The sequence below is a fragment of the Bradyrhizobium sp. SUTN9-2 genome, from assembly GCF_003122645.1.
Classification (GTDB): domain Bacteria; phylum Pseudomonadota; class Alphaproteobacteria; order Rhizobiales; family Xanthobacteraceae; genus Bradyrhizobium; species Bradyrhizobium yuanmingense.
The window spans coordinates 7,095,411-7,119,312 of sequence record NZ_LAXE01000001.1 but is presented as its reverse complement, the minus strand read 5'-3'; the positions used below and the strand labels follow the sequence as shown (position 1 = coordinate 7,119,312).

Below are 23,902 nucleotides of genomic sequence, written 5' to 3'. Positions count from 1 at the left end.
TCGATCCTATTGCCCCAGCCGTTCGATCAGCGCCGGAGCGTGGACCTGGTCGGCCTTGTAGTTGCCGGTCAGCGTGTACATCACGATGTTGGCGCCGGCGCGGTAGGCGAATTCGCGCTGGCGGGGGTCGCCGCCGGTCACCGGCAGCATGGCCTGTCCGTCGGGCCGCACCGCCCAGGCGCCGGCCAGGTCGTTCGAGGTGATGATGATCGGCGAGACGCCGTCGCCGCCGCGCGCCGGCCGCTGCGCGCTCTCATCGTCGTCTTCGCGCGGCAAGGTCTCGACCCAGGTCTGGCCGGCGGTGAAGCGGCCGGGGAAGTCGCGCAGCAGATAAAAGGTCTTGGTCAGCACGTGCTCGCGCGGCACGGGCTCGAGCTCGGGCACGTCGAGCGAGGACAGGATCTCGCGCAGCGTCTGCATCGCCGGCGTCTGCGCCGCGCCGTTGGCGCCGGGCGGCGCCTCGATCGCGTCGCGGGTGTCGAACAGCACGGTGCCGCCCTGCTTCATGTAGACGTCGATCTTGTTGATGGCGTCCTGCGGCGGCTTCGGCGCGCCCGGCACGATCGGCCAGTAGATCAGCGGGAAGAACGCGAGCTCGTCGCGCGCGGGATCGACGCCGACGGGATCACCGGCCTCGAGCGCCGTGCGCTGGGCCAGGAACAGCGTCAGCCCGTTCATTCCCGCCTTGACGATGGAATCGACATCCGCATTGCCCGTGACGACATAGGCGAGGCGGGTCTGCGACACCGACTTCATCGCGAACTCGTCCGTGACGCCGTCGGCGCGCGACGGCGCCGGCGAGAGCGCCGCGAATCCCGCGAGCAGGGCGAGCACGATCATCGCGGGCGCGGCGCGGCGGCGCAGCAGCGCGGCAATGCCGCCGCCGAGCACCGCGATGATGATGGCGTCGATCAGGAACAGCGCGAGCGCCGTCGACAGCAGCCAGCCGCGCAAATCGCGCGGCTCGGCATTGGTGTAGGTGGCGTGCCGGGCGCGCAGGCTCGCGGTGTTCAGGGCGGCGATGCGGTCGGCGCTGGCAAGCGTGTTCACGGCGAGCGGTCCTTCTGCCGGGCCGTAGAAGCCGGGCGGATGATCTGATGTGGCGCGGTCGCGGTAATCCGCAGGAAGCGGCTTGGCCGTCGCGGGCGGCGGACCAAACGCGCCAAATCCGTCGAGGATGTGCAGCGGCGCCACGGTCTCAGTGGTCGCTTCGCCGGCAACGCCAGCGCCGGGCTTCGCGGTGTAGCCGGACATGTCGACCACCCGCCGCAGCATTTCGACGAAGGTGCCCGACATCGGTAAGTCAGACCAGCGCATGTCGGCGCTGACGTGGAACAGGCTGACGAGGCCCTTGCCGCGATGCTCGCCGGTGACGAGCGGGGTGCCGTCTTCCAGCGAGGCCCAGCTCTTGGTGGCGAGCACGGCGTCGGGCTCGGCCAGCACCTGCCGGCTCACGGTGACGTCCTTCGGCACTGCGACCCCGGCGAACGGACCGTCGGCGGCGAAGGAGGCGAGATGCTGCGGCTTCTCCCAGGTCAGGCTGCCGCCGAGCGTGCGGCCGCCCTTGCGCAGCTTGACCGGCACGAGGTCGTCCTCCGCCTGTGCCAGCCGGGGCCCAGCGAACCGCACCAGCACGCCGCCCTGGTCGACCCAGGCATTGAGGCGTTCGCGCAGCTCGGGGGCGATGGTGCCGACATCGGCGAGGATGATCATCGGCAGCTTCTGGTCGAGAAACTGCGTGATGCCCTGCTGCGGCGAGCCCTTGTCGGGGAGCCGGACGTCGGCGAACGGCGCCAGCGCGCGGGTGAGATAGAAGGTCGGCGCCAGCAGTGGCTGCGCGGTCTCGCTGGTCGCGCCCGAGATGATGCCGATGGCGCGGCGGCGCCAGCGCTTGTCGAGCAGCTGCACCGCGCCGGCCGAGCGCTCGCCGGAGATTTCCAGCCGCGTGATGTCGTTGCGCAGCTCGACCGGCAGGTCGAACGCCGCCTCGGTTTCCTTGTCCTGCGGGCCGAACGAATAGCGCGCTTCGCCGATCGGCGACGCCTTCTGGTCCAGCGCGCGTACCGTGCCGACCGCAATCCCGCCGTCGGTGCGCAGCACCTTCACCGTCATCTTCGCTGCGGCATTCTCGGCGGCGACCAGGGCCAACGGCGAGGAGGTGCCGCCTTGGAACACGGTCAGGCTGCGATCGCCGATGGTCTTGCCGAGGCCGGCCACGAAGTCCTCGCCGCGGCCGGTGTCGACGCCGTCCGAGAGCCAGGCGATCTCGCAGTCGCCGGTGACCTTGAGGAAACGGTCGACCGCGGCCAGCGTCTCGACGCGATCGATCGAATAGGGCTTTGGCGCCAGCTGCCGCAGCGCGACGCGCGCCGCACCCGCCGGCATCAGGGTGATGTCGCGGTTCGGCTCGGACAGCGGCACCAGCGCGATGCCGCGGCCGTCATTGTCGGCATTGGCGATAAGCTCGTCGGCGGTCCTGATCCTGACGTCCCAGTGCGATGCGGCGCTCCAGCCGTCGTCGAACATGATCATCAGCGGCGCCTTGCTGCCGGCGATGCCCGTTTGCGGATTCCAGATCGGGCCGGCGGCGGCGAAGATCACCAGCGCGGCGGCGAGCAGGCGAAGCGCGGTCAGCCACCACGGCGTCCGTGAGGGCGTCTCTTCGCGCGGCGTGATGTCGAACAACAGCCGCGTCGGCGGAAACTCGATGCGGCGCGGCCGCGGCGGCATCACGCGCAGGAGCCACCACAGCACGGGCAGGCTGAGGAGGCCGATCAGGAGCAGCGGTTGCGTGAAGGCGAGCGGCAATCCCATCATGCGGCCGGCCCCGCCTTGATCGTCGTGGTGCGTGCGCCGGACTTGCTCACCTGCATGCCCGCATGCAGGAACAGCAAGAGCTCGGCGGCGGAGCGGTCGGTCGCGTGCGTCGTGAACAGCCAGTCGAGCTTGTTGGTCTCGGCGCGGATCTGGTCGCGGTGCAGCGCGAGCCGCGCGGTGTAATCCTGCGCCCAGCTCTCGGCGCGGCCGGCGGTGATCACGCCAAAGCCTTCGGGCTCGACGAACTCGACGCGGCCGGAATAGGGGAACGATTCCTCGGCCGGGTCGACCACCTGCACCATCGTGCCATGCGCGCCGGAGCTGGACAGCCCGGCGAGCGTCGTCCTGATCTCGGCGATCGGCGACCAGAAATCCGACAGCACGATGATCTCGGCCAGCGCGGCCGGAACGAAGGATGGCGGCAGGCTCAGTCGGTCTGCATCGTCATGCAGCATCGCCTGCGCCATCCTGTCGATGACGCTGCGGCTTGCGGTCGGCGCCATCAGCCCGGGAATGCCGACGCGCTCGCCGCCGGCGACGAGCAGCTCGGCCAGTGCGAAGGCGACGATCAGTGTCCGCTCGAGCTTGGACTCGCGCGCAGTCTTCGAGGCGAACGCCATCGATGGCGAGCGGTCCGGCCAGATCCAGACCGTGTGCGAGGCTTCCCATTCCAGCTCGCGCACGTACAGATGGTCGTCGCGCGCCGAGCGGCGCCAGTCGACGTTCTGCGACGGTTCGCCCGAGACGAAGCGGCGGTACTGCCAGAAGTTTTCGCCCGAGCCGGCGCGGCGCCGTCCATGCAGGCCGTGGATGACGTTGGCGGCGATGCGGCGGGCCTCGAGCACCAAGCGCGGCAACGAAGCGGCGAGCGTGCGGCTTTCGCCATCTGCACGTCGGATCGCCAATATCTCCTTCGCTGCCCGCCCGTTCTCCGCTGCCATCAACCGATCCGTGTCTTCAATTGCCGGATCACGTCCGGAATCGTGCGGCCTTCGGCGCGCGCCTGGAACGTCAGCGCCATGCGGTGCTTCAGCACGGGCTCGGCAAGGTCGAGCACGTCGTCGATCGAGGGCGCCAGGCGCCCGTCGATCAGCGCACGCGCGCGTACCGCCAGCATCAGGGATTGGCTGGCGCGCGGGCCCGGACCCCAGGCAATGAACTTGCCGGCTTCGCCGGAGTCCGGACCCGGGCGGGCCGAGCGCACCAGCGAGAGAATTGCTTCCACCACGGAATCGCCGACCGGCAGGCGCCGGATCAGGCGCTGCGCGGTGATCAGCGCATCCGGCGTCATCGCGCCCTTGGCCAGCGTCTCCTCCGCGCCCGTGGTTTCAAACAGGATGCGGCGCTCGGCATCGCGGTCGGGATAGTCGACGTCGATCTCCATCAGGAAGCGGTCGAGCTGGGCTTCGGGCAGCGGATAGGTGCCTTCCTGCTCCAGCGGGTTCTGCGTCGCGAGCACGTGGAAGGGTTTCGGCAGATCGTGACGCGCGCCGGCGACGGTGATGTGCTGCTCCTGCATCGCTTGCAACAACGCCGATTGCGTGCGCGGGCTGGCGCGGTTGATCTCGTCGGCCATCAGGAGCTGCGCGAACACGGGACCGGCAATGAAGCGGAAGGCGCGCCTTCCCGCGGTGCTCTCGTCCAGCACTTCGGCGCCGAGAATGTCGGAGGGCATCAAATCGGGCGTGAACTGGATGCGCTTGGCATCGAGACCGAGCGTGACGCCGAGCGTGTCGACCAGCTTGGTCTTGGCAAGGCCGGGCACGCCGATCAGGAGCGCATGGCCGCCGGAGAGGATGGTGACCAGCGTGTTCTCGATCACGCGATCCTGGCCGAAGATGACCGAGGCGATCGCGTCCTTGGCCGCGCGAACCTGGCTCGACACCTGCTCGGCCGATCGGACGATCCCGTCCTCGAGTTTCTCGACACTCTCCGCCATTCGCTTGCTCCTTCAGCCTGTGCAACGCGGCTTGCTTGCATCGTCAGCCTGTCACGTCAGGTCATCACGCCAGATCATGGGCCCCATGCTAGACTTGCAGGAAAGCCATGTATTCGTTGAATTAACCTATCCCCACCTTATCGGCTTCGGGGTATGTACGGCATCACGAAGTGGCGACCTCCACACCGGGCTATTCCGGATGGAACCGCGCACCTAAGTACAACGTAGACCTGCACCAATCGTGCCAATCACAAAGTCAGGGCAAACCATGGCGAACCAAGGGCAGAGCGCCGATCGGGGTCTCGAGGGACTGACTGCCGCCGCCAAAAGCGCTGCCAATGCCGAAGGCGCCAAGAAGGGCCTGCCTCCGGTGCATCTGTGGAATCCGCCGTTTTGCGGCGATCTCGACATCCGAATCGCCTCCGATGGTACTTGGTTCTACATGGGGACGCCAATCGGGCGTGCCGCCCTGGTGCGGCTGTTTTCGACCATTCTCAAGCGCGAGGGCGACAAGCATTTCCTGGTCACGCCGGTGGAGAAGGTCGGTATCCGCGTCGACGATGCGCCGTTCATGGCGGTCGAGATGCAGAAGGACGGCGAGGGCAGCCATCGCGTGCTGCACTTCCGCACCAATGTCGACGACTGGGTCACCTGCGACGCGGCGCACCGGCTGCGCTTCGAGCAGGCGGAGGATGGCGGGCTGACGCCCTATCTGCACGTCCGCGCGGACCTCTGGGCCAAGGTGACGCGCGCGCTCTATTACGATCTGGTTGACATGGGCGAGGAGCGGATGGTCGATGGCCAGCCGATGTTCGGTGTCGAGTCGGCCGGCGAGTTCTTCGCCATGGCCGATGCGGAGCAGGTGAGGGCGGCGCTTTGAATTTGAACAACCCTATCCTGACGAACGAGCCGGTCGCGCTTGGCGCTGCGGATTTCTTCGCCCGCTCCAAGGCGAGGCTCGGCTTCGACGTGCCGCCCGGCCTCTATGATCCCAACATCATCCCCGCCTCGGGCGATCCCGGCACCGACAAGATGCTCGAGATCATCGCGCGCGAGCAGCCGGTGCGTCCCGCAGCGGTCCTGATCGCGGTGGTCGACCATCCCGAGCCCACCATCCTGCTGACGCAGCGCTCGGCGCATCTCAACGACCATGCCGGCCAGATCGCCTTTCCCGGCGGCAAGATCGACGCGATCGATGCCTCGCCGCTCGATGCGGCGCTGCGCGAGGCCGAGGAGGAGGTCGGGCTGGCACGCGACTTCGTCGAGCCGCTCGGCTATCTCGATCTCTACGGCACCGCTTTCGGCTTCCGCATCCTGCCGACGGTTGCCAGGGTCAGGCCGGGCTTTTCGCTCAGCATCAACCATTCCGAGGTTGATGATGCCTTCGAGGTGCCGCTATCCTTCCTGATGAATCCGGTGAACCACCAGGTGCACAGCAAGGAATTCCGCGGCACGCCGCGGTCCTACTACGCGATGCCGTTCGCGGAACGCTACATCTGGGGGGCGACGGCGGGCATGCTGCGTGTGCTGTATGAGCGGATCTATTCGTCATGATCCGGACGGTTCTGACCGAGATCGGAATCTTCCTCATCCCCTTTGCCGTCTATGCGCTGTTCCTGGCGGCGACGCGGTCCGGTGTGTTCGCACGCTCCTCATGGCCGGTCGCGATCGTCGCGCGTCTTGCGCTGGTGGCGATCGTGCTGGTCATCGCGGGCCTCATCGGCTTGGCGGAGTTCTCCGGCGCGCCGCCGGATTCGACCTACGTCCCCGCCCATATCGAGGACGGCAAGCTCGTGCCGGGCACGGAAAAGTAGGGGCGGGTCCATGAGCGCGGAGCCTTTACTCGCCGATGCGCCCTGGCTGACCGCAGGCGGCACCGCGCGCGTCCTGGCGCTGCTCGGCACCGATGGCGAGGAGGCGCGTGTGGTCGGCGGCGCCGTGCGCAACGCGCTGCTCGGCCTTGCGCCGGGTGACATCGACATCGCGACCACGGCGCTGCCCGACGAGGTGATACGGCGGGCCAAGGCTGCCGGCATCAAGAGCGTGCCGACCGGCATCGACCACGGCACGGTCACGCTGGTGATCGATGCCCACCCCTATGAAGTCACGACGCTGCGCGAGGACACCGAGACCTTCGGCCGCAAGGCCAAGGTCGCGTTCGGCCGCGACTGGGTGAAGGATGCCGAGCGGCGCGACTTCACGATGAACGGCCTGTCGGTCGATGTACGCGGTGTGGTTTACGATCATGTCGGCGGCATCAACGACGCCAAAGCGCGGCGCGTGCGCTTCATCGGCGATCCCGACCAGCGCATCGCCGAGGATTACTTACGCATCCTGCGCTTCTTCCGCATCCACGCCGCCTTCGGTGTCGGCGAGCCCGACCGCGACGGCTATCTCGCCTGCATCCGCGGACGCGCGGGCCTGGCCAGCCTGTCGGCCGAGCGGGTGCGCATGGAGATGCTCAAGCTGCTGGTCGCCGGTGGTGCGGCTGCGGCCGTGCGAGCCATGGCCGAGGGCGGATTGCTGCAGGCGTTGACTGGCGGCGTCGTCTATACGGGTCCCCTGGACACGATGATCGCGATCGAGCGCGAGCTCGGCCTCAGCCCCAGCAGCACGCGGCGCCTGGCCGCGCTCTCGGTCGCCGTCACCGAAGACGCCAAGCGCCTCGCCGTGCGCCTGCGGCTCTCCAATGCCGAGGCCAAGGCGCTGGATTCGATGGGGCACCGCTGGTGGCGCCTCGCCACCAAGGACGAAGCCAATGCACGGCGCTTGCTGTACCGGCTCGGGCCCGAGAGCTATCACGATCGCGTATTGCTTGGCTGGGCACGCAACGGCGGCGACGTCACCTCGATACGCTGGCGCGCGCTTGCCGAGCTGCCGCAGCGCTGGACCGCGCCGAAATTTCCGCTGAAGGCCGCCGACTTCATCGCCCGCGGTCTCGCCGAAGGACCTGCGCTCGGCCATGTGTTGGCGCTCGCTGAAGACGCCTGGCTCGCAGCGGATTTCCCGCTGGAAGAAGCCGCGCTCGCTACGCTCGCCGATCAAGCCGTGGCCCGCATCAGAGGCGACCAGAAAGATTGACCATCGTCTCGGGCTTCGCCGATATCTCGCTTCTGCAGCTTCTACTTCGGTATGGCCGTGCCCGGCGTTCTTCGCCAAGGCCTTCGTCGATGCCGGTGCACATCCGCACCGCGATCCTCGATGCCGCCGTGATCACCGGCGGGCTGGTGATGATCTCGGCAGCGGCGAGGCAGCTCGTGGTCTAACGACGCCGGCTGAAATGGCGTTCTTGGCGTCTGAGGAGCATCTGATGTCGCGAAAATCTGGCGGCGTCGCGTCAGGCGAACTTCGCGCGCACAAACCGTGTTCCGCAGTTCCACGCTGTGTCGCCGACGCTACAGCAATATTGCGAGACCACCTCTATACCTTGGCTTAAGCGGTGCCGCCTTGTCACGCGCACAGCGTTCGAGGGAAGTCATGAAATCCATTGTCTCCAAATCCATCGTCTCTGCTGCCCTTCTGGCCTCGGCTGTGTGTCTCTCCCACGCCGCCTCCGCGGCCGATCTTGCCAGGGCCTACACCAAGGCGCCGCCCGCGCCGGTCGCATTCAGCTGGACCGGTTTTTACGCCGGCGTGCATGGCGGTTATGGCTGGAGCGATCCGACGGCGACCTTCGATCCCGGCGCGCTCGCAACCGGGACGGTGCCCGGCTATGTCGTCACGGGTGGCACTGGGCCGTTCACCCTGGATGTGAGCCCCAAGGGCGGATTCGGCGGCGGCCAAATCGGCTATAACTGGCAGTCCGGCACGTTCGTGTATGGTCTGGAAGCGGATGTCAGCGGCGCTGCCATCAGGGAAACGGCGAGCCGCCCCTTCAGCGTCACCGGAACGATCGGCGGCGACAATGGCGCCTTCACCGGCGTGTTCAATCTCAAGCAGGAAATCGATGGCTTCGGCACGATCCGCGGACGTCTCGGATACGCGGCGAACAATGTGCTGATCTACGGTACCGGTGGCTTCGCCTGGGGCCACGTCAAGAACAGCATCTTCACCTCCAATCTCGCCACGCCGAATATCGCCAATTTCAACGGCTTCTTCCCGGCCCTGACGCGAAGCGCGTCATCGTCCGACGTCCAGGTCGGCTTCTCCGCGGGTGGCGGCATTGAATGGGCTTTCGACCCGCGCTGGACGTTCAAGGCCGAGTACATCTACATCAATCTCGGAAAGTCGAACGGCAATGCTCTTGCATTCCCCGGAGCGTCCTTCACGGACACCGAGGTTCAGCTTCATACAGCCAAGGGCGGCATCAACTATCGGTTCTGATCCGATCGGCATCAGCTCGTAGGGATGGGTTTCGCCGTTGCGAAACCCATCCTTGTGCCACTCCCGGCGTCGCAGCAGTCTCGTATTGTGATTCAGCTCGTGCTAACCGGCGCAGCTCGTCTTGCAAACGCGGACCAGACTGCTGCTTGTCCAGGGAGACGCCATGAAAGCACCCGCAAATCTCGCCGAGAAGCTCGCAACCTTTACTGATCGCTTCTCCCCGCGCACGGTGGCGACCTATAACGACAACGACATCATGGTGGCCAAGCTTGAGGGGCCGTTTCATTGGCACAAGCACGAGGACACGGACGACTTCTTTCTCGTGCTCAGCGGGACGCTCGACATCGAGCTGCGGGACCGCACGGTCACCCTCAACCCCGGCGAGGTTTTTGTCGTGCCGAAGGGCGTCGAGCACCGGCCGGTGGCGCGTGGGGAAGTGCACATCCTCTTGATCGAACCGACGGGGACGCCGAATTCCGGAGACAGGGCCACGGCGGCGCCTCGTATCCTCGTCTGATCAACCCGCGCCCGTCATCGGGGCCGCGGTGAGGCCCTCGACGCACAGCGCCTTCACCGTCGAGCCATTGGCGGCGAGCTTCGCTTGCGAAATCCATCGCTTGCGCTTCTGCGACATCCAGCGATGTCCGCTATCGCCCTGTGGTTGACAGGGAAGCGGACATCGGGCGCGCCGGAGCCGAACTCGGCTCGCACGAGAATGCAGTCCGAGAAGTGCCTACTCCTCGTCATCATCTTCGTCTTCGTCGTCCTCGTCGTCTTCTTCCACCTGCACGAGCACGGCGAGCGGCAGCGTCTCGCGGAACAGGTCGCCTTCCATGCCCATCCACAGGCACAGCGCCTCGTTCTCCTTCACCTCCGCGACGGTCAGCGGCTGACCGCCGGATTTCAGCATCACGACATCGCCGGCCTTCAGATCCATGGATTGTCCTTTCGGGTTGATCGACACGGCCGACGCTAACAGGCCGTCATGACAGGCCGATCACGCCGGCTGCCGGCGCCGGAAGGTGTCTCCGCGGTACGACTCAGCTGCGCTCGCTCGTGACCGGCTGGTTCGGCAGGCACTGGTTGCTGAAATAGCCGATGGCATCGCGCGCGAGCGGAACATGGCAGAAGAAGCCGGTGGGGCGGTATCGCACCCTGATACGATCCAGCTGCGCCATGGTCAGCGTCATGAACGCGTCCAGCCGGCGGGCCTGAAGCTGTAGCCTGTGCTCATTGCTGTCGCGTGGTTTGTCGAGCTTGCGATCGTTCGGCACGTCGTTGCCGGAGGCCGGAGCTTGCAACGCATTCGGTCCGCCGCGGAGCACCTCGAAGCAATGGTGCATCACCAGGACGTGGTGCTTGGCGCTCCACCAGTTGATGGTCACGACCTTCTGCAACGCATCGATCTCGCCATCCGCCCGCCTGGCACAGAGGTTGACGTAGGATTTGAGCCCATTGGCCGTCGGGTCGTTGCACAATTCGTCGCTGGGGCGTCCGGGATCGGCGCCATTGAAGATCGCACCCTTGAACTGCGGAAGGTTGGCGTCGGAATCGCAATCGAAATTGTACTTGGTGAGCAGCGTTGCCGTCAGGGGATCCTGGTCGAGCGTGTGCTCTGCGGCCGGGTCGCGCCCGAGGTCGCTGGGCCAGTCGATGTAGATCTCCGCCTTGCGCGCGAAGATGGCGCCGTTCCGCCGCAGCGACGTGCGCGCCTTCCAATAGTCCGAGAACGAGCCGAATGTCTTGGAGTCCACCGGAATGAAAGCGGGGCTTGCCTGCGCCTTCAGCGAGCCGAACTGCTCGCGCAGCATGGTCTCCTGCTGGATCTGCACGTCGGCGAAGGCGTCCGAGATCTCGAGGAAGGTGTCGGTCGCCTTCTGCATGTCCGCCTTGGCCTGCTCGCCGACCTTCTGTTCATAGGAATTCAGGTACTGGAAATATCCGCCCAGGAAGCCGGTCAGCAGGGTCACGGCCGTCAGTCCCTTGGTGACCGAGAGGCGGCTGTCCCAGGATTGAATTCTCTGCCAGATACCCGCCGCCTTCACCGGGGATCGCGTGCGCGCTGTCTGCTTCGGAAGGTCCTGCTCCATTGTCGCCTCCAACTCACCACGCCCCATGGCACGAGGCTACCGCAATCCCGGATTGCGGCTTGTGAAGCATTTCACTTCAAGTAAGGCAGGCGGGCTGCCGGATATCGGGCGGCGGTGGCTCCTCGATCGAGCGGGGAGGGTGTCTGGACCACCTCCCACGCGATGCGAACGTCGCCTTGAATTCGCGGTCGGCATCGCCTAGTTTTTCGGCGTGCCGCACGGTGTCCGCCACCATCTTCGTCAACTCGCCAGAACGGTCATGTTCGTGGCGATTTTTGCGTTTGTGCTTCAGGCGGCCCTGATTTCGGTCTCGCAGGTGAAGGCGGCTGTTGGCGCCATGCCGATGCCGTCCGTCACGCTCAGCGGTTCCCTGCATTTCCACGATCAGTTGGCCGGCCACGTGCATTCCCACGCCGGCGACGACGCGGAAGGCCACGTCCATGACGGGCCGGATCACGACGAGGACGGCGCTTCCGGCGTGGCCTGGGACATGTTTGGCACCTCGATCGCTTCAGCGCAGGTCGGTCAACTGCTCAGCGTCTTCGACGTGCTCGGCGCCATGGACCTGCCGCTCGCGCGGGCCATTGTCGGGGTGCGCCCCGACGGACTCGTCCGGCCACCAAGTACCTTCAGCATCGCGTAGTCCCGGCGGCGCTTCGGCCGCCGCCTTTTCGCATGTCTGAAGGATCTTTCGATGTTGATGAATCAGCGCTGCCCGAAAGGGCGGCTCGCAGCTCTTGGGCTGGCTGGCGCTTTTTGGTTGGCGAGCCTGGCCTTTGGCTTGTCGGGCGCCTTTGGCCATGAAGGGCACGATCACGGCGACGCCGAAAAGACGGCGGTCGTGTCCTCAGCCTATCCGAGGATTGCCGCGCGTTCCGAACTCTACGAAGTCGTCGGCATCCTGAAAGACGGCAGGCTGTCCGTCTTCATTGATGATGCAGTGACGAACGAGCCGGTTTCGGACGCCGCCTTGCAAGTCACGGTCGGCGATTCCGATCCGATCGAGGCGTCAATCCGGGAGGACGGCGTCTACACCGCCCCGATTCCGAACGGCACGCCGTCTGGATCGGTCGAGGTGATCTTCTCGATCAACGCTAGCAGGGGAAATGATCTGCTGGTCGACTCGTTCATACCGCGTGCAGAGGCCCGGCCCGCGCAGCAGAAGCACGCGCCCGGCTGGCTTCTCTCGACCCGAGCCGCCATCGCCGCGTCCGTGCTCGCCGCCTTGGGATTTGGCCTTCTCTTCGCCTATTGGAAGCGGCGTGGCCGCTTCATGGCGGCCTCGATGTCCGCGGTGGTTGCGGGGGCTTTCGTCATTCTCGCCTCCGTCATGTTCGGCGAGGGCCGGACCAATGCAACGCAACCAAGTCCGCCTGATGTTCCCGCGCTGAGCGATGCCCCGCGCCGTCTGCAAGACGGCACCGTCTTCGCGGCCAAGCCGACGCAGCGTCTGCTCGAGGTACGAACCGCTGCAGCCGAGCCGCAGACGATTCATCCCGCCGTCACCCTGATCGGCCGTGTCATGGCCGACCCCAACCGCAGCAGCATCGTGCAGAGCATCTACGGCGGCCGCGTGGTTCCCGGCGATGACGGCATCCCCCGCATCGGGCAAACCGTCCGCAAGGGCGATCTGCTCATCCGGATCGAGCCGCATCTGCCAATCGCCGACCGCACGACAATCCTCGAGAAGGTCGGCGAGATCGAACAGCTGATGGCGATCACGGACAACAAGCTGCGGCGTCTCCGGCCGCTGGCCGAACGCGGCGCGGTGCCGCAAGGGCAGGTCAACGACCTCGAAAGCGAATTGGAGGGTCTGCGGGCGCGCCGCGAGACCGTTCGCAATTCCCGCACCGGCTTCGAGGAACTGCGGGCATCGACCGATGGCATCATCACCGCAGCCAAGGTCGCGCCGGGCCAGGTCATACAGCCCCAAGACGTCCTGTTTCAGATCGCGGACCCAAGCAGTCTTTGGGTCGAGGCGCTCGCCTATGACGAAATCGGCTTGAAGCAGCCTGAAGCCGCAACGGCAATGGCTCCGAACGGGCAGCAGATTGCGCTGAGCTTCGTCGGGACGAGCCGGGCGCTGCGCCAGCATGCGTCCGTGGTTCAGTTCGCCATTCCGGAGCCACCAGCAGGTCTCAACATCGGTCAGCCGTTGAATGTGATGGTCCAGGCCGGAGCGCCCGTGTCTGGCCTGGTCGTGCCGCGCAATGCCGTCGTTCGAAGCGGCAACGGTGAGAATATCGTTTGGCTGCACACAGAGCCCGAGCGCTTCGAGCCGAGGCCGGTTCGCGTGGTGCAGGTAGACGCAGCCCGCGTGATCGTGGCCGCCGGTATCAACGAAGGCGAACATGTCGTCGTTCGCGGCACCGACCTCATCAACCAGATCCGGTAGCCGACCATGTTCAAGCTCATCGTCCAGACAAGCTTGCGCAATCGCCTGTTCGTGCTGGTGGTCGCCGCCGTCCTGGTCGGCTACGGCCTGTTCATCCTGCCGAGCGTTTCGGTCGACGTCCTGCCTGACATCAACCGCCCGACCGTCAACATCCTGACCGAGGCAGAGGGACTGGCGCCCCAGGAGGTCGAACAGCTGGTGACGTTCCCGATCGAGACGTCGATGAACGGCATGCCCGGCGTCATTCGCGTGCGCTCGGTCTCGGGCGTTGGTCTGTCGGTCGTCTATGTCGAGTTCGACTGGGGCGTCGACGTCTACCGCGCCCGGCAATTCGTCTCCGAGCGGCTGGCGCTGATCCGCGAGCAATTGCCGTCCGCGGTCAATCCCCAGATGGGCCCGGTGACCTCGATCATGGGCGAGATCATGCTGATCGCGCTGACGAGCGATGGCACGGCTTCACCCATGGACGTGCGCGAGATCGCCGACTTCGTCGTCCGACCGCAACTCCTCGCCATTCCCGGCGTCGCCCAGGTGATACCCATCGGCGGCGAGGTCCGCCAATATCGCGTGACGCCGAACGTCGCCACCATGCAGGCACTCGGCGTCACCCATGATCAGATCGAGCAGGCGGTCGCAAGGTTCGGCACCAACAGCGGCGGCGGCTTCGTCGACCAGCATGGCCGCGAATATCTGATCCGCAATGTCGGTCTCACCAGGCGTATCGAGGACCTCCGCAACACCGTCGTCGTCAACCGCGGAGAGCAGCCGATCCTGCTGAAGCAGATTGCCTCTGTGGATTTTGCCGCGCGGACCAAGCGCGGTGACGCAGGATATAACGGCAAGCCCGCCGTCATCGTCAGCGTCATGAAGCAACCGGCTGCGGATACCGTAGCACTGACGCGCAATGTTGAATCAACGCTGCGGGAGCTGCAACGCACTATGCGCGGGGGCATCAGCGTCACCAACGTGCAGTTCCGGCAGGCCACCTTCATCGAGACCTCGATCGGCAATGTCGAGCGCGTCCTGATCGAGGCCGCGATCGTCGTCGCAATAGTCCTGTTCGTCTTCCTGATGAACGGTCGCGCCGCGTTCGTGTCGCTGACGGCCATTCCAATATCGATCCTGGTGACGGTCCTGGTGTTTCGCGCCTTCGGCCTCACGATCAACACCATGACGCTGGGCGGCCTCGCCATCGCGATCGGCGAGCTGGTCGACGATGCCGTCGTGGACGTCGAAAACATCCTGCGGCGCCTGCGGGAGAACGCCGCGTCGAGCACGCCGCGCCCTGTTCTCGACGTGACCTCCGGCGCGAGCCAGGAGGTTCGTTCCAGCATCGTCTATGCAACGATGATCATCGTCCTCGTCTTTGTGCCGCTGTTCGCCCTTCCGGGAATCGAAGGGCGGCTGTTCACGCCGCTTGGCGTCGCCTATGTGGTCTCAATCCTGGCTTCGCTGCTGACCTCGATCACGGTGACGCCGGTGCTGTCCTATTATCTGCTTTCGGGACGAGCTCATTCAGGTGACCGCGAGAGCTTTGTCGTCACGAAGCTGAAGCAGGCCAATCGGCGGGTGCTCGGCTGGGCCTTCCAGCGGCAGGGTTTGGTGCTGGTCTTCGTCGCCGCTGCGGTCGCGGTGGCAGGCTATGCCGCGAGCCAGATGCCCCGCAGCTTTCTTCCTCCTTTCAACGAGGGGACTCTGGTCCTGTCGCTGCAGTACAATCCAGGCATTTCACTCGCGGAATCCAACCGTCTTGGCCTATTGGCGGAGCAGTTGCTCGCAAAGGTGCCCGAGGTGAAATCGGTTGGACGCCGCACCGGCCGCGCCGAGCTGGATGAACACGCCGAAGGCGTGCACTACAGCGAGGTCGATGTCGATCTCACACCGTCCAAGCGCCAGAAGGCGGACATCTATGCGAGCATCCGGGAAGCCCTGTCCGCGCTGCCGGCGTCGGTGGCCATCGGACAGCCGATCAGCCACCGCCTCGATCATCTCCAGTCCGGTATTCGTGCCCAGATCGTGCTCAAGATCTTCGGCCAGGACATCGAGATGTTGCGGCGGCTGTCCGAAACGGTGCGCCAGCGTCTATCGACGATCCCGGGTCTGGTCGATCTCCAGGTCGAGAAGCAAGTATTGATTCCGCAAGTGCGGGTTCAAATCGACCATGCCCGCGCCGCGCTTCACGGCCTGACGCCGGCTGCGGTCACCCAGGCACTCGACGCGCTGTCCAATGGCCGGAAGGTCTCCCAGATCGTCGACGGCAATCGCCGTTTCGACGTCGTGATGCGCCTGTCGGAGCAAGACCGTTCGACGACGGGACTGCACAATTTGCTCATCCCGACCGGCTCGGAGTTCGTCCCGCTGAGCGCTTTGGCCGACATCGTCGAGACAGACGGGCCGAACCAGATTCAGCGGGAGGGGACCCAGCGCAGGATCGTCGTGTACGGCAACGGGGACGGACGCCGCGACATCGCCGATATCGCGGCCGACATTCAGAGGTCGGTTCGCGAGCTCGATTTCCCGCAAGGCTACACGACCAGCCTCGAAGGCGCGTTCCAGGCCCAGCAGGAGGCGATCTGGCGCATCGGCATTCTGTCGCTGGCCTCGATGGCGATGATCTTCGTGGTCCTCTACAGCCGCTACCGGTCGATCGCACTGGCGCTGATCATCATGGGTGGTATTCCGCTCGCCCTGATCGGCAGCGTCGCCGCGCTGAAGATCTCCGGGCAGCCCTTGTCGGTGGCATCGATGATCGGCTTCATCACGCTGGCCGGCATCTCGGCGCGCAACGGGATCTTGAAGATCTCGCACTACATCAATCTCGCCATCCACGAAGGCGAGCGTTTCGGGGCCGGGCTGGTCATTCGCGGCAGCATGGAGCGCCTCAGTCCGGTGCTGATGACGGCGCTTTGCGCAGGACTAGCGCTCACGCCGCTCTTGATCGGCGCGGACGAGCCGGGCCGGGAAATCCTGCACCCGGTGGCCGTGACGATCTTCGGCGGCCTGCTCAGCGCCACGGTGCTCGACACAATCGTGACCCCGATTCTGTTTCTGATGTTCGGCCAGCAGCCGCTGCAGCGGCTGGTGGCCGGACACGCCGCAACGTTCACCCCCGCGGAAGCCTATTGATGCGCGCGGACAACCACCGAGGAGCCTGCAATGAGAACTTATATCGGCCTCGCCGTGACGGCTGTGATGATCGCGACGCTGGATGTTGCCGCGGCGCAGACGAAGGGCAGCAACGGCGGTCCCGTCGTCAAGTCGCAGGGGCATCCGATCGAATTCGTCAGCAAGGGGACCGACATCGTCTTTTACGTTGGCGACGACGATGGATCGCCGCTGTCGACGAAGGATATGCGGGGACGCGCAACGGTTCAGGATGGCGGCAAGACGGTCACCGTTCCGCTTGCGCCGGCCAATCCCAACATGATGACGGGAAAGCTGCAGGCCGAGCTGTCGCCAAAGGCGATCGTGGTCTTCTCCGGTAGCTTGCACGGTCATTCGTTGACCGCGAGATACGCTGCGCAATGATTGGGGCGTGAAAGACCGCGTTTGCGCCCGCAACGCGGCGGAGCTCGCGACCTACATCGCCGAGAAAGGCAAGCCGCTGCTGACGCTCAAGGTGAAGCGTGGGAGTTGAGATAACGCGTAGGCAAAACTCGACAGCGCTTGGAAGAGCGAAGCGCCACCCCTCGGCAGGTTTGCACATCGGCGATTTCACAGCGACAAAGCGCCCGTGATAAATAGTGGATCAATCAATACAATCTGAGCATCAATCGGGATGGCATGAGCACGTAAAATAGGCCCTCAGAAAAATGTCGCAACGGAGGATCGACAAAGGGCAATGCTACTTTTTTATCGAAGATTCGATTTGGTGCAGCTGGCATCCTGCTTCTTGCCGCAACCTCGATGGCATACGCGGCCTGGCCGGAAAGGAATATCACCTTTATCGTTCCATTCCCGGCGGGAGGCTCGTCCGACATGGTCGCGCGCGCAATCGGACAGAAGGTCTCCGATACGCTGGGGCAGCCGGTGGTCGTCGAAAACCGCTCCGGCGCAACGGGCGCTCTTGGAGCAACGGCGGTGGCCCGGGCGCCAGCGGACGGATACACCATTCTCGTCGGCTCGATCGGTGTCTATGCGACGAATCCATTTCTTCAGCCTAATCTGAAGTATGATCCTCTGAAGGACTTCGACCTTTTGACGGTCGCCGTGCGCGCACCGAACGTCCTGGTCGCCAACTTGAACTTTCCGGCAAACACCGTCGCCGAATTGGTGGAGCAACTGAAGAAGGCCCCCGGCAAGATCACTTTTGCAAGCTCGGGTGCGGGTTCGTCCGATCATCTCACGGCGGCGCTGTTCTGGCAGCGCACTGGGACGACCGGTCTCCATGTGCCGTATCGCGGCGGGGCGCCCGCTGTGAGTGATCTCCTCGCGGGGCATGTCAACGTATCGTTTCAAAACATCAACGCCGTCATCGGGCAAATTCAATCCAAGCAGCTCAAGGTTCTCGCCATCACCGGCGATGCCAGATCCCCTCTTTTGCCCGAAGTGCCTACCTTGAAGGAACTTGGGATTGAAGGTGTCGACGTCTTTTCGTGGCAGGCGGTGGCTGCTCCGAAGGGCCTTCCTGCCGACGTGAAAGCAAAATTGCATGGCGAGATCGTCGCGGCGCTGAAGGCACCGGACGTACGCAAACGAATGGAGGATATCGGCCTCGAAATCGTGGCTAACACCCCGGAGCAATTCCAGGAGTTTCTGGTCTCTGAGTTGGCCCGCTGGAAGCGGGTCATCGAGGCCGGCAATATCACCGTGGAATAGGTTGCCTTGGGCGTGCTCGAGCCTCTCGCGGGAGGGACAAGAGCATGATCCGGAAAAGTGCGTAGCGGTTTTCCGAAAAGATCATGCTCAAACAATAAGCTAGAGCGCGATGCCGATTCATCCTCATCGCATCGCGCTCTAGGGTCGATGGCAACCCTCGCGACGATGCCACAATACCCCTGTTTTGCCCGACGGGTCAGAAATTTTTCGTAAAATCGGTAAGTCCTTGATTTTACAGCAGCGCGCTACTGTGCATGGGGTTGTTTTCGAGGTTTTGTTTTGGGCCCTCGATCATGCCCGGTCCGGCAGCAGTTCGCCGAGCGAGCGGATGATGCGGTCGGGCCTGACCGTCGAGCCCTCGGGCAGGCCCTCGCCATGCACGTCCATCCAGATCGCATAGATGCCGAGGCGCTGCGGCGTCACCACTTCCCATTCCAGATTGTCGCCGATCATCCAGGTATCCTCGGCGGTGACGCCGAGCGCCTGCATCGCATGAAGATAGGCGCGCTCCTCGGGCTTGCCGAAGCCGTGCTCGCCTTCGATCTGGATGTGGTCGAAACGATGCGCCAGCTCGAAGCGTTCGACCTTGGCGCGCTGCATGTCGGCGGCGCCGTTGGTGACCAGCGCGAGCTTGATGCCGAGCGCCTTGAACTGGTCGATCGCCTCGTGCGCGCCGGGAAAGACGAACATCTCCTCCTCGCGATAGGCGGTGAAGCGGTCGGCGAGGCGAATGGCGAGGTCATCGGGCAGGGCGCGGTGGCCTGCGGCCGCAAGCGCGGCGAAGCCGCCCTTCACGGTCAGGTGCCGCGCCTCGGCGAGCTTCATCCGCCACGCCGGTTCGGCATTGGCCCAGAAGTTTCGCGCGAAGGCCAGCACTGCGGTGGCGACCATCGGCGGCGGCAGCGGGGCGAGCTCTTCGGCGAATTCGGCCGTGATCGTGTTCCAGGCGATCTCGGGCCGGCCATAGGCCGACAGGATGGTGTCGTCCATGTCGATCAGCATGGCGCGGGGCAGCGGCGGCAGCACGGCGTTCATGGCCACTTCACCTCCGGCGGCAGCGACGACAGGATGGAGTCCACGTTGCCGCCCGTCTTCAGCCCGAAGATGGTGCCGCGGTCGTAGAGCAGGTTGAACTCGACGTAGCGGCCGCGGCGGATCAATTGCTCCTCGCGGTCAGCAGGCGTCCAGGCGCTCGCGAAGTTGCGCCGCACGATCTCGGGATAGATCTTCAGGAAGGCGCGGCCGACGTCCTGGGTGAAGGCGAGGTCGGCGTCCCAGTCGCCGCTGTCGTGCCAGTCGTAGAAGATGCCGCCGATGCCGCGTGCCTCTTTCCGGTGCGGCAGGTAGAAATACTCGTCGCACCATTTCTTGTACTTGTCGTAGTCGGCAACGCCGCTCGGCTGCGCGCAGGCCTGTTTCATCGCGGCATGGAAGGCGATGCTGTCGGGATCGTCCTGCGTCCGCCTTCGCTCCAGCACCGGCGTCAGGTCGGCGCCACCGCCGAACCAGGTCTTCGTGGTGACGACGAAGCGCGTGTTCATGTGCACGGCGGGGACGTTCGGATTGCGCATATGCGCGATCAGCGAGATGCCGGAGGCCCAGAATTTTGGATCCTCCGCCGCGCCGGGGATCTGGGCCCGGAATTCGGGTGCGAACTCGCCGTGCACCGTCGAACAGTGCACGCCGACCTTCTCGAACAGCCGGCCATGCATCATCGACATCACGCCGCCGCCGCCGGCCGCGCCGGAATGGTCGGTGCGCTGCCAAAGCGTGCGCTTGAAGCGGCCGACCTCGCCCGGATAGAGGCTTTGCGGCGCGTCATCCTCCAGCCGCTCGAAGCTCGCGCAGATGTCGTCGCGCAAGCGCTCGAACCAGGCGCGGGCGCGGGCCTTGCGGGCTTCGATCGTCGTCACGTCCATCTGCATTCGCGGGTCGCGTCCTATCTGATGCCGAGCGATTTGTGGGTCTGCACGCTGAGCCGCCATTGCGGATGGTGCAGGCAATAATCGATCGCGCGCGCGGTGTTCTCGATGACCTCAGGCCCGTCCATCGGCTGCAGCGAGAAGCGCTCGAAGGCGAGATCCTCAAATGCTTCGGGCATCGCCAAGGCCTGGGGATAGACCAGCTTCAGCTCGTGGCCCTGGCGCAGGACCAGCTCGCTGCCGCCCTTGGGGCTGACGCAGATCCAGTCGAGCCCATCAGGAGCTGCGATCGTGCCGTTGGTCTCGACGCCGATATCGAAGCCTCTTTCGTGCAGCGCCTCGATCAGCGCGGCGTCGACCTGGAGCAGCGGCTCCCCGCCGGTCAGCACGACGTAGCGATTGGCGGCAGCCGCCGTCCATTGCGCGGCGATGGTATCGGCGAGTTCCGCAGCCGAGCCATAGCGCCCGCCGAGCGTGCCGTCGGTGCCAACGAAATCCGTGTCGCAGAACTTGCAGGTCGCATCCGCGCGGTCGGCCTCCCGCCCGCTCCAGAGGTTGCAGCCGGCAAAGCGGCAGAACACCGACGCGCGCCCGGCATGGGCGCCTTCGCCTTGCAGGGTCAGGAAGATCTCCTTGACCGCGTAACTCAAGCCTCTCTCCTCAACCTGTCAAATCTTGCGGGTTCCGGGTCTGCCGCAGCGCCTCGCCGGCGGCCATGGCTACGCTCATGGCCACATTGAGCGACCGCAGCCCCGCCTTGATCGGGATCACCAGACGCGCATCGGCCGCCTCGACCACTGCGTCGGTGACGCCGGCGCTCTCGCGCCCGAATAGCAGGATGTCCGAGCTCTGGTAATGAAAATCGAGGTAGTCGGTGGCGGCCTTGGTGGTGAACAGCAGCAGCCGGTGGCCCTGGCTTGCACGCCAGTCCTCGAATGTCGCCCAGGAGACGTGGCGGGCCAGCCTGACATGGTCGAGGTAGTCCATTCCCGCCCGGCGGAACAGGCGGTCCGAGATGGGGAAGCCCGCCGGTTCGATGATATGGGCATCGAGCCCCAGGCAGGCGCAGAGGCGAAGAATCGTGCCGGTGTTCTGGGGGATGTCGGGCTGGAAAAGTGCGATCTGCATGGGCGGCGGCGAGTTGGCTTGCGGGCGCAAAATGTCTCAATAAAACATCGCCCGCCCGGGAATTCGTGCATTGCACGCTCTCACGCCGTTAGCGGGCTTGCGCTCGCCCGGCAAGGGTGCCAATAGAACGATTCTGGACTGCTGTTTCACCCGTTTAGAGGTGAACAAGCCAAGTTCTGCCGCCGCGGGGGGCCGCGGGTGCCGGCAGCCTTTCCGGGGACCTCTTGGGCGCCCCTCGGAGCGGTTCCACCGGTAGCGCAAGAAGAAAGGGTTGGAATCGTGACGACAGCGTCTTCGGCGGACCATCCGACACGCCGTGATTTCTTATTCGTTGCAACAGGGGCATTTGCAGCAGTAGGGGGCGCGGCTGCGCTCTGGCCCTTCATCTCCCAAATGAATCCGGATGCCTCGACCATCGCCGCCGGTGCGCCGATCGAGGTCGATCTCAGCCCGATCGCGGAAGGCCAGGACATCAAGGTGTTCTGGCGCGGCAAGCCGATCTACATCAGTCACCGCACCAAGAAGCAGATCGACGAGGCGCGCGCCGTCAACGTGGCGAGCCTGCCGGATCCCCAGACCGACGAGGCCCGGGTCAAGTCGGGCCACGAGCAGTGGCTGGTCGTGATCGGCATCTGCACCCATCTCGGCTGTATCCCGATCGCTCATGAAGGCAGCTACGACGGGTTCTTCTGCCCCTGCCATGGTTCGGTCTACGATACGTCCGGCCGCATCCGCCAGGGCCCAGCGCCCACGAACCTGGCCGTGCCGCCGTACCAGTTCGTTTCCGACACCAAAATCCAGATCGGCTGAGCTTCGGACTCAAGTCCGAAGCTTCGCGCCGTCTCGTCGTACTATTTCCTCAGGATCGCATCATGAGCGGACCATCCGACTACCAGCCGAGCAATCCGGCCCTGCAATGGATCGAGCGGCGCCTGCCGATTTTTGGTCTCATCCATTCCTCCTTCGTCGCCTATCCCACCCCGCGCAACCTGAACTATTGGTGGACCTTCGGCGCCATTCTTTCCTTCATGCTCGGAATGCAGATCCTGACCGGCGTGATCCTGGCGATGCACTACACGCCAAACGCCGATCTCGCCTTCAAGTCGGTCGAGCTGATCGTCCGTGACGTGAACTACGGCTGGCTGCTGCGCAACATGCACGCGGTCGGCGCCTCGATGTTCTTCGTCGCCGTCTACGTCCACATGTTCCGCGGTCTGTACTACGGGTCGTACAAGGAGCCGCGTGAGGTGCTGTGGATCCTCGGCGTCATCATCTACCTCCTGATGATGGCGACCGGCTTCATGGGCTACGTGCTGCCCTGGGGCCAGATGAGCTTCTGGGGCGCCACCGTCATCACCAATTTGTTCTCGGCCGTTCCCTATGTCGGCGAGAGCATCGTGACGCTGCTCTGGGGCGGCTATGCAGTCGGCAACCCGACGCTGAACCGCTTCTTCTCGCTGCACTATCTCTTGCCGTTCGTGATCGCAGGCGTCGTCGTGCTCCACGTCTGGGCGCTGCACGTCGCTGGCCAGAACAACCCTGATGGCGTCGAGCCGAAGACGGAAAAGGACACGGTGCCGTTCACGCCGCATGCGACCATCAAGGACATGTTCGGCGTCGCCTGCTTCCTGCTGCTGTACGCTTGGTTCATCTTCTACATGCCGAACTATCTCGGCGACGCCGACAACTACATTCCCGCGAACCCGGGCGTGACGCCGCCGCACATCGTGCCGGAATGGTATTACCTGCCGTTCTACGCGATCCTGCGCTCGATTCCCGACAAGCTCGCGGGCGTCATCGCGATGTTCGGGGCGATCATCATCCTGTGCTTCCTGCCCTGGCTCGACACCGCCAAGACCAGGTCCTCGAAGTACCGACCGCTCGCCAAGCAGTTCTTCTGGATCTTCGTCGCGGTCTGCATCCTGCTCGGCTATCTCGGCGCACAGCCGCCGGAAGGCATCTACGTCATCGCCGGCCGCATCCTGACGTTCTGCTATTTCGCCTACTTCCTGATCGTGCTGCCGCTGCTCGCGCGCATCGAGAAGCCGCGGCCGGTGCCGAACTCGATCTCGGATGCCGTGCTGGCCAAGACCGGCAGCCGGTCGACGCCGATGGTCTCGACCGCGATCGTGCTGGCGCTCGCCGGCTCGCTGTTCGCGGGCTCGATCGACAGCGCGAAAGCAGCCGAAGGCAGCGATAAGCCGCCAGGCAACACATGGTCGTTCTCGGGCCCTTTCGGTAAGTTCGATCGCGGCGCGCTGCAGCGCGGCCTCAAGGTCTACAAGGAGGTCTGCGCCAGTTGCCACGGCCTGTCCTTCGTCGCCTTCCGTAACCTCGCCGAGCCCGGCGGGCCCGGCTATTCGGTGGCGCAAGCCGCGGCGTTTGCATCCGAGTACAAGGTCAAAGACGGCCCGAACGATGCGGGGGACATGTTCGAGCGGCCGGGCCGGCCGGCGGACTATTTCCCCTC

General features: G+C 65.0%; 22 protein-coding genes and 1 pseudogene. 14 read left to right on the top strand and 9 right to left on the bottom strand.

Translation table 11 applies throughout. The features are described from left to right. Positions 1-6: 6 nt before the first annotated feature. Genes XF30_RS32995 through XF30_RS32985 form a run of 3 tightly spaced genes read right to left on the bottom strand, consistent with a single transcriptional unit; the run spans position 7 to position 4,756 of the window. Entirely contained in the window at positions 7-2,817 is a 2,811-nt protein-coding gene (locus XF30_RS32995) for a DUF4159 domain-containing protein (protein ID WP_109145008.1), read from the bottom strand. Further along, the gene (locus XF30_RS32990; RefSeq protein WP_036013782.1) at positions 2,814-3,758 is read right to left on the bottom strand and encodes a DUF58 domain-containing protein; all 945 of its coding nucleotides are present in this window, start codon (positions 3,756-3,758) and stop codon (positions 2,814-2,816) included. The genes XF30_RS32995 and XF30_RS32990 overlap by 4 nt, the downstream gene beginning before the upstream one ends. Continuing rightward, positions 3,758-4,756, bottom strand: a complete 999-nt coding sequence (locus XF30_RS32985; RefSeq protein WP_109145007.1) for an AAA family ATPase — start codon at positions 4,754-4,756, stop codon at positions 3,758-3,760. The genes XF30_RS32990 and XF30_RS32985 overlap by 1 nt, the downstream gene beginning before the upstream one ends. Before the next feature lie 268 nt (positions 4,757-5,024). Here XF30_RS32985 and XF30_RS32980 point away from each other — a divergent pair, with 268 nt between their 5' ends. The 7 genes and pseudogenes from XF30_RS32980 (at position 5,025) to XF30_RS32955 (ending at position 9,596) form a co-directional block, all read left to right on the top strand. Further along, positions 5,025-5,636, top strand: a complete 612-nt coding sequence (locus XF30_RS32980) for a DUF1285 domain-containing protein (protein ID WP_057026263.1) — start codon at positions 5,025-5,027, stop codon at positions 5,634-5,636. A 2-nt stretch (positions 5,637-5,638) separates the two neighbouring features. Beyond that, the gene (locus tag XF30_RS32975; RefSeq protein ID WP_057026264.1) at positions 5,639-6,310 is read left to right on the top strand and encodes a CoA pyrophosphatase; all 672 of its coding nucleotides are present in this window, start codon (positions 5,639-5,641) and stop codon (positions 6,308-6,310) included. Further along, entirely contained in the window at positions 6,307-6,570 is a 264-nt protein-coding gene (locus XF30_RS32970; RefSeq protein WP_036013774.1) for a DUF6111 family protein, read from the top strand. Before XF30_RS32975 ends, XF30_RS32970 begins: the two co-directional genes overlap by 4 nt. Positions 6,571-6,580: 10 nt before the next feature. Then, positions 6,581-7,837: a CCA tRNA nucleotidyltransferase gene (locus XF30_RS32965; RefSeq protein WP_109145006.1), complete on the top strand. Its 1,257-nt coding sequence runs from the start codon at positions 6,581-6,583 to the stop codon at positions 7,835-7,837. Between the two features lie 89 nt (positions 7,838-7,926). After that, positions 7,927-8,022: pseudogene (locus XF30_RS39980) on the top strand (sulfite exporter TauE/SafE family protein); the annotation flags it as partial. A gap of 211 nt (positions 8,023-8,233) precedes the next feature. After that, on the top strand, positions 8,234-9,079 hold the full coding sequence (locus XF30_RS32960; protein WP_109145005.1) for an outer membrane protein: 846 nt from the start codon (positions 8,234-8,236) through the stop codon (positions 9,077-9,079). 163 nt (positions 9,080-9,242) lie between these two features. Further along, positions 9,243-9,596 carry a cupin domain-containing protein gene (locus tag XF30_RS32955; RefSeq protein ID WP_109145945.1) on the top strand — a complete coding sequence of 118 codons (354 nt, stop codon included), beginning with the start codon at positions 9,243-9,245 and terminating at the stop codon, positions 9,594-9,596. A 216-nt stretch (positions 9,597-9,812) separates the two neighbouring features. On the opposite strand, the gene XF30_RS32950 is transcribed toward XF30_RS32955, so the two are convergent. Together XF30_RS32950 and XF30_RS32945 are read right to left on the bottom strand one after the other, a co-directional pair. After that, on the bottom strand, positions 9,813-10,016 hold the full coding sequence (locus XF30_RS32950; protein ID WP_036024831.1) for a DUF2158 domain-containing protein: 204 nt from the start codon (positions 10,014-10,016) through the stop codon (positions 9,813-9,815). 103 nt (positions 10,017-10,119) lie between these two features. Further along, the gene (locus XF30_RS32945; RefSeq protein ID WP_141697675.1) at positions 10,120-11,169 is read right to left on the bottom strand and encodes a hypothetical protein; all 1,050 of its coding nucleotides are present in this window, start codon (positions 11,167-11,169) and stop codon (positions 10,120-10,122) included. Between the two features lie 259 nt (positions 11,170-11,428). Here XF30_RS32945 and XF30_RS32940 point away from each other — a divergent pair, with 259 nt between their 5' ends. From XF30_RS32940 to XF30_RS32920, 5 genes are all read left to right on the top strand, one after another. Beyond that, positions 11,429-11,812, top strand: coding sequence for a hypothetical protein (locus XF30_RS32940; protein WP_036006232.1), 384 nt, complete (start codon positions 11,429-11,431; stop codon positions 11,810-11,812). A gap of 51 nt (positions 11,813-11,863) precedes the next feature. Next, positions 11,864-13,564 carry an efflux RND transporter periplasmic adaptor subunit gene (locus tag XF30_RS32935; RefSeq protein ID WP_244609061.1) on the top strand — a complete coding sequence of 567 codons (1,701 nt, stop codon included), beginning with the start codon at positions 11,864-11,866 and terminating at the stop codon, positions 13,562-13,564. 6 nt (positions 13,565-13,570) lie between these two features. Then, positions 13,571-16,690 carry an efflux RND transporter permease subunit gene (locus tag XF30_RS32930; RefSeq protein WP_109145004.1) on the top strand — a complete coding sequence of 1,040 codons (3,120 nt, stop codon included), beginning with the start codon at positions 13,571-13,573 and terminating at the stop codon, positions 16,688-16,690. A 30-nt stretch (positions 16,691-16,720) separates the two neighbouring features. Further along, complete coding sequence (locus XF30_RS32925; RefSeq protein WP_036024835.1) at positions 16,721-17,092, top strand: hypothetical protein; 372 nt, start codon at positions 16,721-16,723, stop codon at positions 17,090-17,092. Positions 17,093-17,470: 378 nt separating this feature from the next. After that, positions 17,471-18,382 carry a Bug family tripartite tricarboxylate transporter substrate binding protein gene (locus XF30_RS32920; RefSeq protein ID WP_109145003.1) on the top strand — a complete coding sequence of 304 codons (912 nt, stop codon included), beginning with the start codon at positions 17,471-17,473 and terminating at the stop codon, positions 18,380-18,382. Between the two features lie 291 nt (positions 18,383-18,673). Here XF30_RS32920 and XF30_RS32915 read toward each other — a convergent pair whose 3' ends face one another. The 4 genes from XF30_RS32915 to XF30_RS32900 are packed head-to-tail and all read right to left on the bottom strand — an operon-like array spanning position 18,674 to position 21,432. Continuing rightward, positions 18,674-19,417 carry an HAD family hydrolase gene (locus XF30_RS32915; protein ID WP_192893477.1) on the bottom strand — a complete coding sequence of 248 codons (744 nt, stop codon included), beginning with the start codon at positions 19,415-19,417 and terminating at the stop codon, positions 18,674-18,676. Then, positions 19,414-20,301: an oxygen-dependent coproporphyrinogen oxidase gene (gene hemF, locus XF30_RS32910; RefSeq protein ID WP_192893320.1), complete on the bottom strand. Its 888-nt coding sequence runs from the start codon at positions 20,299-20,301 to the stop codon at positions 19,414-19,416. The genes XF30_RS32915 and hemF overlap by 4 nt, the downstream gene beginning before the upstream one ends. Before the next feature lie 20 nt (positions 20,302-20,321). After that, positions 20,322-20,954, bottom strand: a complete 633-nt coding sequence (gene queE / locus XF30_RS32905; RefSeq protein WP_109145000.1) for a 7-carboxy-7-deazaguanine synthase — start codon at positions 20,952-20,954, stop codon at positions 20,322-20,324. A gap of 10 nt (positions 20,955-20,964) precedes the next feature. Further along, positions 20,965-21,432: a tRNA (cytidine(34)-2'-O)-methyltransferase gene (locus XF30_RS32900; RefSeq protein ID WP_109144999.1), complete on the bottom strand. Its 468-nt coding sequence runs from the start codon at positions 21,430-21,432 to the stop codon at positions 20,965-20,967. 279 nt (positions 21,433-21,711) lie between these two features. Between XF30_RS32900 and petA the strand changes: the two genes are divergently transcribed. Together petA and fbcH are read left to right on the top strand one after the other, a co-directional pair. Next, positions 21,712-22,242 carry a ubiquinol-cytochrome c reductase iron-sulfur subunit gene (gene petA / locus XF30_RS32895; protein WP_036006265.1) on the top strand — a complete coding sequence of 177 codons (531 nt, stop codon included), beginning with the start codon at positions 21,712-21,714 and terminating at the stop codon, positions 22,240-22,242. Between the two features lie 62 nt (positions 22,243-22,304). Further along, a partial coding sequence (gene fbcH, locus XF30_RS32890; protein ID WP_109145943.1) for a cytochrome b/c1 occupies positions 22,305-23,902 on the top strand: 1,598 nt, incomplete at its 3' end.

What these genes read in the sequence shown, in the direction of transcription:
- XF30_RS32950 (WP_036024831.1), bottom strand. Translation starts at nt 10,016, where the DNA reads ATGGATCTGAAGGCCGGCGATGTCGTGATGCTGAAATCCGGCGGTCAG.
- XF30_RS32925 (WP_036024835.1), top strand. Translation starts at nt 16,721, where the DNA reads ATGAGAACTTATATCGGCCTCGCCGTGACGGCTGTGATGATCGCGACG.
- XF30_RS32970 (WP_036013774.1), top strand. Translation starts at nt 6,307, where the DNA reads ATGATCCGGACGGTTCTGACCGAGATCGGAATCTTCCTCATCCCCTTT.
- XF30_RS32960 (WP_109145005.1), top strand. Translation starts at nt 8,234, where the DNA reads ATGAAATCCATTGTCTCCAAATCCATCGTCTCTGCTGCCCTTCTGGCC.
- XF30_RS32930 (WP_109145004.1), top strand. Translation starts at nt 13,571, where the DNA reads ATGTTCAAGCTCATCGTCCAGACAAGCTTGCGCAATCGCCTGTTCGTG.
- XF30_RS32965 (WP_109145006.1), top strand. Translation starts at nt 6,581, where the DNA reads ATGAGCGCGGAGCCTTTACTCGCCGATGCGCCCTGGCTGACCGCAGGC.
- XF30_RS32985 (WP_109145007.1), bottom strand. Translation starts at nt 4,756, where the DNA reads ATGGCGGAGAGTGTCGAGAAACTCGAGGACGGGATCGTCCGATCGGCC.
- XF30_RS32995 (WP_109145008.1), bottom strand. Translation starts at nt 2,817, where the DNA reads ATGATGGGATTGCCGCTCGCCTTCACGCAACCGCTGCTCCTGATCGGC.
- XF30_RS32940 (WP_036006232.1), top strand. Translation starts at nt 11,429, where the DNA reads ATGTTCGTGGCGATTTTTGCGTTTGTGCTTCAGGCGGCCCTGATTTCG.
- hemF (WP_192893320.1), bottom strand. Translation starts at nt 20,301, where the DNA reads ATGGACGTGACGACGATCGAAGCCCGCAAGGCCCGCGCCCGCGCCTGG.
- XF30_RS32920 (WP_109145003.1), top strand. Translation starts at nt 17,471, where the DNA reads ATGGCATACGCGGCCTGGCCGGAAAGGAATATCACCTTTATCGTTCCA.
- XF30_RS32990 (WP_036013782.1), bottom strand. Translation starts at nt 3,758, where the DNA reads ATGGCAGCGGAGAACGGGCGGGCAGCGAAGGAGATATTGGCGATCCGA.
- XF30_RS32980 (WP_057026263.1), top strand. Translation starts at nt 5,025, where the DNA reads ATGGCGAACCAAGGGCAGAGCGCCGATCGGGGTCTCGAGGGACTGACT.
- XF30_RS32915 (WP_192893477.1), bottom strand. Translation starts at nt 19,417, where the DNA reads ATGAACGCCGTGCTGCCGCCGCTGCCCCGCGCCATGCTGATCGACATG.
- XF30_RS32900 (WP_109144999.1), bottom strand. Translation starts at nt 21,432, where the DNA reads ATGCAGATCGCACTTTTCCAGCCCGACATCCCCCAGAACACCGGCACG.
- XF30_RS32935 (WP_244609061.1), top strand. Translation starts at nt 11,864, where the DNA reads ATGTTGATGAATCAGCGCTGCCCGAAAGGGCGGCTCGCAGCTCTTGGG.
- XF30_RS32955 (WP_109145945.1), top strand. Translation starts at nt 9,243, where the DNA reads ATGAAAGCACCCGCAAATCTCGCCGAGAAGCTCGCAACCTTTACTGAT.
- XF30_RS32945 (WP_141697675.1), bottom strand. Translation starts at nt 11,169, where the DNA reads ATGGAGCAGGACCTTCCGAAGCAGACAGCGCGCACGCGATCCCCGGTG.